Origin of the sequence: Chitinophaga sp. (assembly GCF_039596135.1) — a bacterium.
Lineage (GTDB): Bacteria > Bacteroidota > Bacteroidia > Chitinophagales > Chitinophagaceae > Chitinophaga.
In genome coordinates this window covers 60,809-76,777 of sequence record NZ_JBCNKH010000013.1, presented here as the reverse complement: position 1 = coordinate 76,777, position 15,969 = coordinate 60,809, and the positions used below count along the sequence as shown (strand labels likewise).

Genomic DNA, 15,969 nt, shown 5'->3' with positions numbered 1-15,969 from the left:
AATATCATGCCTCTGATTGTTTGCAACAATCCCCCTTGATACCGCATTTTCACAGTGTCAAGGGGGATTTTAGTTGTTTACATGCATGCTGCCATTGGCAAATACCATGCCATTACTTCAGGGCTATCTGCAGTTCGTCCAGTTGTTTCTGGTCGATTGAGCTTGGGGCGTCCAACATTACATCGCGTCCGGAGTTGTTTTTCGGGAAGGCGATAAAGTCACGAATGCTCTCGCTGCCACCCAGCAAAGCACAAAGCCTGTCAAAGCCCCATGCCATACCGCCATGTGGTGGTGCACCATATTCGAAGGCACCCAACAGGAAGCCAAACTTGTGATTGAATTCTTCCTCGTCCATACCCAGCGCAGCAAACATCTTTTCCTGCAGGTCACGCTGGAAGATACGAATAGAACCACCACCTACTTCCGTACCGTTCAGTACGATATCGTAAGCGTTGGCCTTGATATCTGCATATTTAGACAAATCGTCCATCCAGCTGATCTGTTCTGGTTTTGGAGAAGTAAACGGATGGTGCTTAGCTACCCAGCGTTTATCTTCCTCATCGTATTCAAAGAGCGGGAAGTCTACTACCCACAACGGTTTATATACATCTTTATTGCGCAGGCCCAGGCGCTCACCCATTTCCAGGCGGAGCTCGCTCATCGCCTTGCGGGTACGCTCTTCCTTGCCAGCCAGCACCAGGATCAGGTCTCCCGGTTGTGCACCGGTTTTCTCTGCCCAGCCTTTCAGCTTGCTCTCGTCAAAGAATTTATCCACAGAACTCTTGATGGAACCATCTGCACCATAACGGGCGTAGATCAGTCCGGTCATACCAATCTGTGGACGTTTTACCCACTCAGTCAGCTCATCCAGCTGCTTACGGGTATATTCTGCACAGCCTTTTGCACAGATCGCTACTACCAGCTCAGCTTCGTCAAATACCTTGAAGCCATTGCCTTTTACAGTATCGTTCATGTTCACCAGTTTCATTTCGAAACGGATGTCCGGCTTGTCATTACCATAATGTTCCATCGCATCGTCGTAAGTCATGCGTGGGAATGCTTCGGTAAACTCAATGCCCTTGATCTCTTTGAAGATGTATTTCAGCATTTCTTCGAAGTTATTCAGGATATCGTCCTGGTCTACGAAGCTCATTTCACAGTCGATCTGGGTAAATTCCGGCTGGCGGTCAGCACGGAGGTCCTCATCCCTGAAGCACTTTACGATCTGGTAGTACTTGTCGTAACCACTCACCATCAGCAGCTGCTTGAAAGTTTGCGGAGACTGGGGCAAAGCGTAGAACTCGTTAGGGTTCATACGGCTTGGTACCACAAAGTCACGTGCACCTTCTGGCGTAGACTTGATCAGGAAAGGCGTTTCAATATCCATGAAGCCTTTGCTGTCCAGGAAGTTACGTGCTGCTCTATTAACACGGTAACGCAGCTCAAGGTTCTGTCTTACTATATTACGACGCAGATCGAGGTAGCGGTATTTCATACGCAGCTCGTCTCCACCATCAGTATCATCCTGGATGGTGAAAGGAGGCGTTTGGGCCTTGTTCAGGATGGTAAAGTTGCTCACGGTGATTTCGATATCACCGGTGGGAATATTTTTATTTTTATTAGAACGCTCTGTCACAGTACCTTCTACCTGCAATACGAACTCACGGCCCAGGGGCTGTGCGTCCAGTTGTGGATTGAGGGCTTCGCCAAACAACAATTGCGTGATACCATAGCGGTCACGCAGATCCACGAAAGTAATGCTTCCGAATTTCCGGACTGTCTGTACCCAACCGGCCAGGGTTACGGGTGTGCCTATGTTTTCCAATCGTAACTCGCCACAGGTGTGCGTTCTGTACATATACTATACCTTATGTGTTGCTCTTAAATATCTTTTCAACCGACCCGGCAGTTCTCCGGGACGGTCGGCAAAGATAACGTTTGCCGCCAGCATTTCTAACCTTTATACCTGTTAAAAAACCGTTTTATATCGGTTTCCTGCCACAGTGGGGCATTCCGCAGCAAATGAGCCGTCATCTGGGCCGCCATGGCCGGTGCCAGGCTGGACCCTTTGGTTCCCAGGCCATTGAATAAGCCAAGAGAAGGCATTTCAGGGTGCATGCCCAACATAGGACGGCGGTCTGTGCCACTTGGCCGTACTGCCGCCTGGTGGTCCAGCACCTCATAGGGTACTTTTAATAATTGTTGGAGTCCATTCTCAAGGAAAGCTCGTTTTTCGGCAGTTGGGTTTTCATCCGGATAATCCCAGGCAAAAGTGGCACCTACCCAATAGATGTCCTTTTGACCCGGTACCGGCACCATGGATATACTTCTCTTTACTATATCGGCGGTTTCAAACCCAGGTACCCGTACTATCAATACCTCCCCCTTATTCAGGAGGAAAGGAATAGCACTGAACCAGGGGTTATGGGGAGTTTGGGCGCCGTCGCAAAAGATCATTGCCCTGGCATGAATGTCGCCATAAATGACACCCGCAGGCTTCGCCTGCAATTTGGAAGGCAGGAAACGCTCTTCCAGCAGGGAGTTATGTTTTTTCAGGTATTCTCTCCAGATCGGTAGCAACTGTTGCAGCAATACCGTACCCCCTTTGATAATGGCGGCACCAAAAGGCTGATCCAGCCATTGGTCATAGTGGGCTACAGCTGCGCCCGATGGCAGCCGCATATAATCCAGACCTGTCGTTCTGTCAAAGAATGCCGTTCTCAACTGCTCTGACGGTAACACCGTCCACAGATCCCGCTCTTTATATACAGGTAAACCCAGTAATTCCTCCATTTCACGATACGTGCGCAGGGCCACCGGGTAGATCTCATCATACAACCACGCCACTGTAAAACGCCTGCCCGATACCGGGTTCACCACACCTGCAGCCACACGGGAAGAACTATTTTCCTTGTATTCGTCGATGACGAGCACAGAAGCTCCAGCCTGCATCAGGCTGTAACTTAGCATCGTACCTGCGATGCCCTGACCTACTACCAGATAATCTACATTCATTTGATATGCAAAATAATGCGAAAATATCTAGCCCGTAATGATAATGGTCAATGGAAGAAATGACTTATTCTGCACGCAGGCTCCTGACAGGGTTCATGAGCGCCGCCCTAATTGATTGAAAACTAACGGTAAACAAAGAAATAATCATAGCCATCGCTCCTGCCAGTACAAATACCCACCAGTGTATATCTACCCTGTAAGCATATTGCTGCAACCACGAAGACATTGCATACCATGCCAGCGGAAATGCCAGCAGCACAGCAATACCCACCAGTCTTAAAAAATCTTTGGATAACAATATCGTGATGCCCGATGTAGTTGCCCCCAATACCTTGCGGATGCCCACTTCGCGGGTACGGCGCTCCGCCATGTAAGTCGCTAATCCAAACAATCCGAGACAGGAAATCAGGATCGCAATCACTGCAAATACAGTCGACAACCTGTTGATCAGCATTTCGCCACTAAAGAGATTATTGAACTGATCTTCCATCAGAATATAATCAAACGGATAAGCAGGATTGTCTTTTAACATCACTGCGCCCACCTTGCTCAATGCCTTGTCTGGCGCCACATCAGCTTTCAACCGCATGTAGAGAATATTCGCCACTTCTGGTATACAGAAGAACACCACCGGATCGGGAGAACCATACATGTCGCCATACATATAATCTTTCACAACACCTACGATCGGAAACGAACGTAAATTGCCCGCCTTATCCCAGGGTATATTGAGCGTTTTTCCTATCACACTTCCTTTATCAATCAACTTTGCCATCGATTCGGTGATCACTACATTCATACTGTCGCCAGCACGAAAGTCACGGCCCTCCCTGATCTGCATCTTCATGGCAGACAAGTATTCGGGACTGATAAAACGTGTGGAAATCAGTATTTTTTGTGTAGCAGGTTTCCCCTCCCAGTATATTTCGTCTGTATTGTTACCGCCATAAATCACCGCATGATCTGCCAGCGCTACCTGTTCTACCACACCTGTATTTATCAGGTCCTGTTTAATGGAGGGAAAGTTTTTAACTACATTCGGTGTGATATTCATACCCACTACATTCCTTCTGTCAAAGCCCATATCACGCCCTTTCACATGACCGATCTGCTGGTAAATGATAACGGTACAAATGATCAATACGATCGACACTGTGAACTGTACAATAACCAGACCTTTTCTGATCCATGCTGCACTGCCTGTAGTACGTTTATACCCCTTCAATACAGCCAGTGGCTGAAAGGAAGAAAGATATAATGCGGGATAACTGCCTGCCACCAATCCACAAATCAGTACGATTCCCAGTAATGCACCAATATGCGCAGGCGCCAGCAGATCCATAGCCAGCTCCTTGCCTAAAATCAGGTTACAATAAGGCAGTAAGGTCCAGATCAGTACAACCGCCAGTACACAAGCGATCGCAGCTATCAAAATCGCTTCGCCCATGAACCGCAATACCAACCCACGCCTGGAAGCTCCCATTACTTTTCTCACACCTACCTCTCTTGCACGTTTTTCACTGCTGGCAGTAGCGAGATTCATAAAGTTGATACACGCAATAAATAGTATAATCCACGCAATGAGCGTAAACATTCTCACATATTGAATTCTGCCACCGGCAGGCTTTCCATTATCAAAATTGCCATAGAGCCGCCACTTGTTCATGGGGAATAAAAACAGGTGATTCACGGCACCCTCTGCATGCTGCTGCACATAGTTATACAGCTGCTTATTGATAGCGTCTACATTTGCATTCGGTGCCAGTTCTACTACTGTGATCAGGGAATTGGAAGTCCAGCTACTATAGTAAGCATTCGTTTTTTCTATGATTTCAAATGGGGCAATCCATTCAGGTTTGAACGATACATTCGATGGCCAGTCTTTGACGACACCGCTCACTACATATGCATCCTTATTATCCATCTTCAGCGTTTTCCCGATCACATTTTTCTCATCGCCAAAACATTTCTTCGCCATTTTTTCTGTAATCACTACGGAGTGCAATTCACTAAAAGTACCACCTGCTACAAAAGGCATGGTGAGCATGTTAAAAACAGAAGGATCAGCATACCTGCCGGATGCATAGACTGCTTTATCTCCATTGCTCATCAATGCCGGCGCCCATTCTTCCGTCATACGAAACACATTGACCACACCCGGTATATCTGCTTTCATCGCTGGCGCCAGTGGTGCTGCAGTAGACCAGAAAGTAGGGATATAACTATCATACTGCCAGTTAGCCAGCACAGAATACAACCGGTCCTTCTTCTGATTGACATTGTCAAACTGTACTTCATCTTCCACCCATAAAAAGATCACACCGGCACAGATGATGCCAATGGCCAGGCCGAAAATGTTGAGAATACTGTACTTTTTCAGGAAACGCTTGATCATAACTTTATTAATGGTGGTACAATGCTGTAGCCGGCACCGGACCTGAATCCGGACTTGCAGGTGCTACCCACTCTATACCGGGAGCTGTACCTTTGTAAGAAATTTTCAGTGGATAATATCCTTTCTGTAATGGCACGACAAAACTCTGTTTGTCAAAAGCCACATTGCCGAGTGATATATTTACACTGTCTTCCGTATTGACAAAAAATATGTAATAACCGTCTGTATCGATTTTAATACCTCCACTCAGTTGTCCCTGCAAACTATCCAGGCCACCGGGTTTCAGCTTTTTTGATAATGGCGCCGATGGCAAGGTATTTCCCAATTTAAAACTACCCTTTACCGTATCACTGTATTCATCTCTTACACAAATAGACTTAATCGTAAACGCTACAGGAATGGTAAGATCCAGTTTACCTGTAATACGTGGAGATGCTGCTGTAGGCACTGTTCCATCTGTCGTATAATGCCAGTCAGCCCTTTCGTCCGGCCAGATGTAGAGCGGGAATGATTTATCTTTCAGCACAATGCCCGTCATAGGATGATACCTGGGTTTATCGGTGGTATAACCCGCCCAGGTGAATTTCAATCCATCAAACACGGTTTTAAAAATCATACTGTTGTGGGTCTCTCCTGCATAAGGTGTTACCTTCCAGTGCAAAGAGGCCGGTGCTTTTTCCCTGAAAATAGAATCCAGCTGAGACACTCCCATCTCACGCATGGATGCTCCTTCCCTGCCTGTGATGTACAGCGATGCATGCACATTGCTCATTCCCGGCAGTTTATCGCCGGTTTCTTTGAGCAGGAGACCATTGTCCCACCACATAGCAGGATCTGAAATAAGGTATGATTCAAACAACAATGGATCATGCAGAAAGGCATACATTCCAAATAAGCCAGCCAGTGAAGAGCCTATATATACCCTGTTGTCAGCCCGGGCAGGGTATTTTTTTTCAATATAGGGCATCAGTTCAGTCTTCATAAATGCAAGGAATTTATCGGCTCCGCCGGAACGGGGGTTGCCTTGCAAACGGCTGGGTGTAAAATCCCGGTCACGGAAGCCCATATGCTTCATGCTGACTACTATACAGGGAGGTATAAACTGAATCTGTACGAAACGTTGCATATGTGCAACAATGTCATTGTTCCATTCTCCATCCGTTACGTAGATCACTTCATACTTTTTCCCTGAAGCAGGATCGTAATCATCCGGTAGTTCCACCTCAATCTGGCGCGTCTCTTTCAGGTTGTCAGAGTACAGGGAATCGCGGATGATCTTCACCTGTTGCGCGGTAGCATTGCCCGCCAGCAATAAAACAAGGAGAATACAGATAGTTTGCTTCATGACCCGGAAATCTTGGTGTGGACTAAAAAAATGCCACTTTGTGATAAAATTGATTTTCAACAGTTTAGACAATCGTAGTATTTCAATATTGTCCGATTTTGATACATGGGCTGTTCACTAACGAAAAACGGCTGTCTTTACCTTAATAAAGACAGCCGTCCGGCAAAAAAGTTGCATGCTTTTACTACTCTATCACTTTTACCCTGATTCCTTCGCTATGTGCACTAAATTCAGGTGCATACATACACTGTGCAGTACTGATGCCATTACTGAAATCTCCATTATGTGTTACGAACATACTGTACTCAAACACATATGTACCTTTCGGTAAACGGCTGAAGAAGAAATTAGTAGACGCATCTTTTGTGCTCTGGTAATAACTTACTCCATTCTGCCAGCCACTCTGGCTAATCACGTTGGTAGGTTCAAAACATGCGGCACGCATATCTTTCAGGTGCACATATTCCATATCGCGGTCTACCTTCATCACAATACGTGCTTTTACCTTATCACCTACTTTCAGTTGGTTGCCATCTTCAATAGCTGTGAGCACTGCTCCCTTATCATTTGTCTTCTCAATAAAGAGTTGTTTCTGCAGGGTCATTGGGGTAGCCGCAGTGGTGATTTTATCCAGCTGCTCAAAGTATTGCCAGTATACAGCGCCCCATGATGGCTGACCGTTACTGCCGTTTACTTCTACAGCTATCTTACCCATTGCAGGTTTTACTTCCTCATTGTTGAATTGCTTTTTGAAATAACCGGTTCCTGCTTCTTTCTTTTCTTCCTTCACAGTCGTTTGACCTAACTGGATGGTAATATCAGGATTTGTAGTGAGCCAGTTGGCACCGCCCAGGAGCATTGCATAACAGGCGTCAGCAGTCGCCTTGGTCGTATGCCAGTTGTTGGTTTGTTTATTCTTCAGCAACCATGTTTTCATATCGCCTACAGCTACTGAATCATGACCTACACGCTGAAATGCTTCAATGAGCATGGCCTGTGTTTCAATCGGTGCCTGGTACCACCAGTAACCGGCAGTTACATTCTTCCAGTACATCCCTATTTCGGCATTGTTGGTGGCGTTTTCTTTCAGTGAACGGATGATGGCTTTATCATTTAATACAATCGCCAGCATGGCCTGCGTATAAGTGCTTTGCTGCAACCAGTATTTCTTAGCCTGGCCCAGGTAGTATTGATAAGATTCATTGTACTTTTCATCCACAGGCTTGTTCAGCAGACTACGCATGTACAGGTAGTGCGATTCGATGTAACCGATATGTTGCTTGCTCATATCAGCTTTGTTGCGTTTCAGTTCATGGTACCAGTCATCCATTTTCCTGTCTACATACGCTAAACCCTTATTCACAATAGCATCAGCATCCGGGCTATTCACAGCACCTACCTGTTGTAAGCGACCGATACCAGCCAGGATATATTGGGTCACGAACTGATCTTCCCACATACCATTGAACCATGGGAATGCGCCGCTCGGTAACTGTTTCTGACGCAGTTGTTCCAATGCCTTCTGCTGTTCTGCACTCATCTTTTTCAGATCGAAGAGCAGGGCGATATTACGTTTTTGTTCTGCTTCATTTTTTGCAGCCAGCACCCAGGGTGTTTCCTGCAGCAATACACTCTTCAGTTCTTCATTCTTTTGAAGGTTGCTTTGCAGTGCTGTGGTATCTGTTGTTTTCCATTTTTCAAACATGCTTTTTACACCCGGCAATGCATTGGTGATATACGTAGCGAGTGTATTGGCATAATAACGGTTGAATACCTGTTCGGAACATTCGTATGGGAACTCCATCAGGTAAGGCAATGCCTGTACTGCGTACCAGGTAGGATTGCCGGTATATTCAACTGTCAGTGCATGTTGTTGCAAAGTTTCTGAAGCATTGCTTTGCAGCAATTTTTCGAAAGTAAACTCTTTCTTTCCGTCGCCACGCATGGTCAGTGGCAGGGTTTCTGTCACCAGCATAGAGTTGGTCAATACCGGTACAGCATTTTCTTCTCCATCGCTGAATTTGCCTGCAGTAGCTACTATGCGATACAGCAGGGAGCTACCAAATTTGTATGGTATCTGTAATGGGAAGGTAACAGCAGTACTTTGTCCTTTTTGTACGGTAAAGTGCTGTGCGGGATACACGTTCTGGAACCAGCCGTCTACTGGTTTCATGGTAGTGGCGTCCAGCAGTTCCAGGCGTGCTTCGCCGGTCAATGCACTGTCAGCAAGGTTGCTGATCTTGGCAGAGAAGATGATCTTGTCGCCTTCTCTTATGAAGCGGGGTGCATTGGGCTGCACCATTAATGGTTTTTGTGTGATGACACTGCTTTCAGCATAACCAAAGGCAGCGTCTTTGGTATGAGCGAGGCTCATGAAGCGCCAGCGGGTCAGGGCCTCAGGCACGGTGAAACTAAAGGTGATGTTGCCATTTTCATCTGTGCGGAGGTCCGGGAAGAAAAAGGCGGTTTCGTTGAAGTTGGTACGTGGGGTGACAGTTTCAGCGCTTTTCGTTGGTTCAGGAGCTGCTGCAGTTTGTTCTACAACTGCGTAAAGTTCCTCTTTCTTGTCGGCGAGACTGGCGCTCACCTCCATATCTGCTTTAGCCACAGGTGCCGCAAGAGCTACCGCTGGTGCCGGTGCCGCCATACCTTTTTTCAGCTCCCTTGCTCTGCCTCCGGGCGCTACATCTTTGTACATCCCGAAATATTGCCGTGCATATCCAAAACCCGTCACTTTCACTGCCTGCAAACCACTACCCTCTCCAAAATCAATAATACTTGCGCCATTCCCCAATGCATCGAACCAATTCAACCCATCATATGCAAATGGTATCTCTTTCTGTTCAGCATTGTCAACAATGAAATTGTAACTATTCCCTGATTGCTCCTTAAAGTTGGTACCACCTTCCCAGGCTGCCAGACTCGTTTTGTAAGGATACAAATCAGGTATACTCCACTCATTCGCTTTGAATGCATCCAGCGAAGCATCATACATCGCAGCCAGTAATTCTGCCCCTATCTTATCACGCTTCTCTCCTTTAATCTTCACATGCCATTCTTCTTTTGCCCCAGGCAATATTTTATCGCGATGCGTTTCAATCGTTACCTCCAGTTCTTTGTTGCTCCACGGTACACGCACTATTCTTTCTTCTGTATGTACACGGTTATCTTTTACAAACGCATATTGTAACACCACATTTCCCCTGTCTTCTTCTTTCACTATGTACTTCCTGTCTGTAACACCGTTATTAACCGTAAATGTATTACTCTGAACAGACTGCACGTTCGTACCAATCGTTTCAATCACATGCAGATCCGGCGCAGATGAACCTATCAGGAAACGCGCTGTCTGCCCTGGTTGCAATGGTTTATCATCCGTATACGTCCAGCTGTATGCCGGATAAGATAAACGGGATGCATTTGAATCTACCAGTTCAAAAGCTTTCTTTTGAATTACCTTCTCACCAAATTTATCGGTCGTGCTTACTTCCAGCTCATACCAGCCAGCTGCAAGGGATTTAACTGCCAAAGGTACAGCAGTGGTTGCCTGCGTTTTCACTTGTTTGGACACAACAGCGTTGCCTCTCTTCCATGTGTTCTGATCATCTTCGTCACTGTAAATATCATGCGGGAATGTTTTTTCATATTCCTCACGTGAAAGGGTAAACTGATCTGGTTGTTCCCAATAACGTGCACGCAGCAGGCGGCCCGGATGTGTTAATGGTTTCAGTGTCACCGCTACATCAGCAGGTTCAAATACACCATTCAGATTTTCAGTAGTGATAGCTACCTTTTCCAGATCCTGTGGCAACACGCGGTCAGCCAGTCCAATACTAATTTCCATGGCCTGATAACCCACGCTCACATGCTGATTGCCGGTGCGTGTTTCGCCATTGATATCTGTGATATCTGCCTGGATAGAATAAGTAAATACCGGTTTCTGAGCAGCAGCGATACCCAGGTCAGGTAATGCCGGGAAGTTGACTGTAAAGCTACCATCTGCAGCAGTTTCAGTAGTACCTGTAGCGATCTGGCGTGCAGGGCTATAGGAAGGTGCTTTTCTGGACCACCACCAGTAAGGGAAACGAGCCTGCCTCATCACACGGTAAGTAACCTTAGCACCATCAATATTATTCCCTGCATAGGCCAGTGCTTTACCTTTTACACGAATGGTATCATTCAGGCGATAACTGCCTTTCAGTGTATCGAATTCTACATAGAATTTAGGACGCTTGTATTCTTCCACGCTAAAACCTACACTCCCCCCATTGTTGCTTTCTTCAATGCGGAATAGACCATTCAGTTGGTTTTCCGGCAGTCTGAATTTACCTGCATAAGAACCATATTCATTGGCTGTTACCTGCATTGAATCTACTTTCTGTCCATTGCGATCCAGCAGGGTAACAGTAGTTTTGTAGCCGGCCAGTACCTTTCTATCCATATCCACTACAGCATTACGGTTTACTACAATGCCCTTGAAGTATACCAGCTGCCCGGGGCGGTAAATACCGCGGTCTGTGAAGAGGAAGCTCTGGTGATCGGGTGCACCTGAATTATCCCTGTAAGAATTGTATCTATAAATATAATTGTAATCATCAGGCGCCAGTGTATCCGCATCTGATATTAGTTCGTATTTATTGCTGCTGTATTGTGTTTCAGCCTTCAGTGCAATAGAACCATCCTTTGCTGATACCACAGATTGCGTTACTTTGAATCCGGCATTATTTTGCTGGGTATATACATTCAATTTCACACCTTGTAATGGTGCTCCTGTTTTTCTGTGCAATACATACAGATCTTTCCCATTGTCGCTATCGGTAGAAGAGCGGGAGATATAACTCAGGTTGGACACGTGTATGAACTGTACAGTAATAATATTCTGGTCTTTTGAAAATTCAGGGGTAGTGCTACCGACTAACATATACAGACCTAACGGCAACGCGGCTACTTTTACTTCAGCAGCGTGTTCACGGTAATCGTCAGTACCTGGCAGCGCCACATCCCATGTCTGTTGTGATTTTTTATTTAGTATCAGATTCCAGTACTTATTGTTACGCTCTTCATAACCCTCATTTGCTTCCAGTTGTGCCTTTAACTGACGACGGAAACGTTCATCAATTTTAGCGATCCTGAAGTAGAGTTTATTAACGTTCTTATAATGTACCAGTGCGCGAAATGGCTCATCAGGCAGGTTCACCTGTTCAGCACTTACTTCCAGCGACTTACGATGAATGTCGTCCAGTAAGCTTTTGCAGTTACCTGCACCAACGGTATTTGGAGCCTGTTTGATCGCCTGCTCACACAGTGACACGGCTTGTTTCATGGCGGCAGAAGGCGTCAATTCCCCTACATTGTCCTTTCCATTGCCAATGCCCTGGTAATAGGCAGCCAGCTGGTATATTACGGCTGTCACACCATTTTCACCTGTATAGTTTTGCTGCATGGTTTGCAATGCTTTTGCATACAGCAATTCTTTGTCCGGCATTACAGCAGCATCGTGCATGTAATTGATACGTTCCAGGTCTACATCGAGCAATGCCGCTTTACCATCCTGTGTATGGAATCGCAGCAGGTCTTGCAGCAGCAGGAGTGCTTTATATTGTAAAGAGGTAGAATCAGTCACCTGGAAGGTGTGTGTGGCAAAAGTAGCAGCCGGTGCAAATGCAGCAGGGTCCAACAGTTCGAACTGGTTGGCCGCCTGCCTGAAGTTACTCTCACCTGACTTATAATAGTCCAGTGCACGGTGTGCCAGCAGGTCATACAGCGTAGGGCGCAGGTTCCTGGAATTCTGTCCTTTTTCGATGATGACATCGTAATCGGCGATGTTTACTTTTTTGAGCTGTGCGGCATCTTTCAGAGAAGCGCCATAGGCAGCAGTGATTTCTTTGTTCAACCGGTCGGCGGTCCAGGTACTTACATCCGAAGAGGTATCGCTGGCAATCGCCGTACGGCTATAGAGCTGATACCTGTTGGTCTGGTAATAATTCCAGAGCAGTTCCCCTTTCATGCTTTGCAGGATAGCCCGGACAGTTGGGGTAAAAACAACGTTTTGTTCATCTACTACCTTCAGGTTATCGTCGGTAGCAGGGTTTTCGTTCTTTACGTTTACATACTTAATACGGAAGATCAGGGTTTTTAACAGTTGACCTTCATTTTTCTGTTGCAATGCATTCTTATAGATTACATTGACTTCTTCCAAAGCCGATTTGGGGAGGCCTTTGTTATCTAACTCCTGGACTTTTTTCCAGTGGTTATCATAATTAAACTGAGCCATGGTACTTGTTGTACTAATAAAAAATAGAATAAAAAAAGCTACGATCAGGCGCATATATGGATAGCGTTTATATGAAAAACTGGGTGTATGTATTTCCGTCATCAATAGGATGCAATCAAGGGGTCCAATTCCATAACGGAAGGTAAAGAATATAGGTTAGCGCAAAAAAAAAGATCCTCCTGCTGGCTACAGCCCGACAGGAGGATAATTATTATACAGTTAGTTTGTTTTTAAGCTTTTACAGCTTTCAGCACTTCTGCCATTGTTTTACCAATGTTCGCAGGGCTTTCTACCACGTGAACACCACACTCTGCCATGATCTTCATCTTAGCAGCAGCAGTATCGTCAGCACCACCGATGATTGCACCGGCGTGACCCATACGACGGCCCGGAGGCGCTGTCTGGCCAGCGATGAAACCAACTACCGGTTTAGTACCGTTTTCTTTGATCCATTTTGCAGCTTCAGCTTCCATGCTACCACCAATTTCACCAATCATGATGATACCTACGGTTTCAGGATCGTTCATCAGCAGTTCAACCGCATCTTTGGTAGGGGTACCAATGATTGGGTCACCACCGATACCGATAGCTGTAGATACGCCCAGACCAGCTTTTACTACCTGGTCAGCTGCTTCGTATGTCAGGGTACCGGATTTGGATACGATACCGATGTTACCTTTCTTGAAGATGAAACCTGGCATGATGCCTACTTTAGCTTCTTCAGCAGTGATTACACCAGGGCAGTTAGGACCGATCAGGCGGGTAGAACGACCTACCAGGAAGTTCTTTGCACGAATCATATCCTGTACAGGAATACCTTCGGTAATACAAACTACCAGTTCTATACCTGCTTCGGTAGCTTCCATGATGGCATCAGCAGCGAATCCTGGTGGTACAAAAATGATGGATACATTGGCGCCGGTTGCTTTTACGGCATCACTCACCGTATTAAAAACCGGACGATCCAGGTGCTTGGTGCCGCCTTTCCCCGGCGTAACGCCGCCTACTACCTGCGTGCCATACTCTATCATCTGTGTGGCATGGAATGTGCCTTCTGTACCGGTGAAACCCTGTACAATCACTTTGCTGTTCTTATTAACTAAAACACTCATCGCGCTTGGTTTATGTGTTTGTAATGTTATTGGCAAAAATAACCCGCTAATCCCACATTCCCAATCAATAATTTACTGATTGTGGTCCTGTTCACGTTTTTTTAATGTCCGTCGTCATGTTTTGGCTACTTTTTTCTCAGCAGGAGATAAAATTGCCCGGTCCGGCATTCGTACTTTTTCAGTTCCCTGCACCAGCCCTGTTTCTAACCCTTCTTTAGTTTACTTCTCCAATCCTTCTCCTGGAACATCTCCATCTGGCGCATTTCCTTGGCATCCCGTAAGAAATCTGATGCGAATATGAAGTCATTCAGTTTCTCATCCTTACTGAAAATGATGTCTTTATTAGTGCCTTCCCATTGTTTTCTACCCTGGTACATGTATACGATATGATCTCCACTCTCCATTACCGTATTCATATCATGGGTATTGATGACTGTAGTTATCTTAAATTCATGTGTGATTTCTTTAATCAGCTTATCGATCAGCAGGGAAGTTTGCGGATCAAGACCAGAGTTGGGCTCATCACAGAATAAGTATTTGGGATTCAAAACTATAGCGCGTGCAATACCCACCCTTTTTTTCATACCACCACTAATCTCTGCCGGAAATTTCTTAGCGGCATCCTTCAGTTGTACCCTTTCCAGGCATTCCATCACACGGGCTCTCTTTTCTTTTAATGAACCTGTAGAAAACATATCGAGCGGAAACATTACATTCTGCTCTACCGTCATACTATCAAATAGGGCAGAACCCTGAAAAAGCATTCCAATCTGGCGGCGAATGATTTTACGATCCTGTTCCTGCATGTTGGTAAAATCCTGTCCATCGTACAGGACCTTGCCGCCGTCTATTTCCATCAACCCCACCATACACTTCATCATTACCGTTTTACCACTACCACTGGAACCGATGATCAGGTTCACCTTGCCCGGCTCCATTACCGCCGACACATCGGGCAGGATCACCTTTTCTCCAAAGCCTTTCTTAATATTAACTAATTCGATCATGTAGTCTATATTATTTTTGCAACAGTAATGCTGCCAGTATGTAGTCCATGAATAATATCAGCACACAGGTCACCACCACGGCACGGGTACTTGCCTTACCAATTTCGAGCGCACCACCCTGTACATAGTAACCATAATAGGAAGGTACACTGGATATAATGAATGCGAATACGAATGATTTGAACAGTGAGAAGAAGATATTGTAGGGTTTCCACTCCTGTCTTAAACCCTGCCAGTACTCATCGGCAGAGAGAATGCCACCAAATTCACCAGCTTTGAGACCACCCCATATACCGAGGAACCCCGCGATACAGATGAGACATGGTATCATGATCAGTGAAGCCATGATTTTTGGCATGATCAGGTAACCGCGGGTGTTAATACCCATGATCTCCTGAGCGTCAATCTGTTCGGATACGCGCATGTTACCCAGCTCGGAGGCAATTTTAGAACCGACTACACCTGCCAGTACGATACAGGTTAGTGTAGGAGCGAATTCGAGGATGATGGTATCACGTACTACCTGGGCTATTGTAGCTTTGGGGATGATTGGGCTTACCAGCTGGTAAGCAATCTGTACGGTGGTTACAGCTCCCATAAACAGGGAGATGATGAATACGATACCTAATGAACCGATACCGATATCCACACACTGCCGCATGAACTCTTTCCAATACATTTTCATGTTTTCCGGGCGGGAAAACATTCCTTTGAGCATAAGCAGGTAGCTTCCGAAATGATGAAAGAATCTAAATTCCATAACGGGCCAAAGATAATGTATCCATTTAAATAATAATTAAATCATTGGCTAGCAAAAACAG

8 protein-coding genes are annotated in these 15,969 nt (G+C 45.9%); all 8 read right to left on the bottom strand.

Annotation, left to right across the window (positions count from 1 at the left end):
* Positions 1 to 112: 112 nt before the first annotated feature.
* The 8 genes from aspS to ABDW16_RS11290 all read right to left on the bottom strand — a co-directional run bounded on the left by aspS (position 113) and on the right by ABDW16_RS11290 (position 15,908).
* Positions 113 to 1,858, bottom strand: coding sequence for an aspartate--tRNA ligase (gene aspS / locus ABDW16_RS11325; RefSeq protein WP_343669826.1), 1,746 nt, complete (start codon positions 1,856 to 1,858; stop codon positions 113 to 115).
* A gap of 95 nt (positions 1,859 to 1,953) precedes the next feature.
* Positions 1,954 to 3,015, bottom strand: coding sequence for an FAD-binding oxidoreductase (locus ABDW16_RS11320; protein WP_343669825.1), 1,062 nt, complete (start codon positions 3,013 to 3,015; stop codon positions 1,954 to 1,956).
* Between the two features lie 64 nt (positions 3,016 to 3,079).
* Entirely contained in the window at positions 3,080 to 5,410 is a 2,331-nt protein-coding gene (locus ABDW16_RS11315) for an ABC transporter permease (RefSeq protein ID WP_343669824.1), read from the bottom strand.
* 7 nt (positions 5,411 to 5,417) lie between these two features.
* Entirely contained in the window at positions 5,418 to 6,755 is a 1,338-nt protein-coding gene (locus tag ABDW16_RS11310; protein ID WP_343669823.1) for an alpha/beta hydrolase-fold protein, read from the bottom strand.
* 184 nt (positions 6,756 to 6,939) lie between these two features.
* Positions 6,940 to 13,029, bottom strand: a complete 6,090-nt coding sequence (locus ABDW16_RS11305; protein WP_343669822.1) for an alpha-2-macroglobulin family protein — start codon at positions 13,027 to 13,029, stop codon at positions 6,940 to 6,942.
* Between the two features lie 230 nt (positions 13,030 to 13,259).
* Complete coding sequence (gene sucD, locus ABDW16_RS11300; protein WP_343669821.1) at positions 13,260 to 14,141, bottom strand: succinate--CoA ligase subunit alpha; 882 nt, start codon at positions 14,139 to 14,141, stop codon at positions 13,260 to 13,262.
* Positions 14,142 to 14,344: 203 nt separating this feature from the next.
* Positions 14,345 to 15,148, bottom strand: coding sequence for an ATP-binding cassette domain-containing protein (locus ABDW16_RS11295; RefSeq protein ID WP_343669820.1), 804 nt, complete (start codon positions 15,146 to 15,148; stop codon positions 14,345 to 14,347).
* Positions 15,149 to 15,158: 10 nt separating this feature from the next.
* Entirely contained in the window at positions 15,159 to 15,908 is a 750-nt protein-coding gene (locus tag ABDW16_RS11290; RefSeq protein ID WP_343669819.1) for an ABC transporter permease, read from the bottom strand.
* Positions 15,909 to 15,969 lie beyond the last annotated feature (61 nt).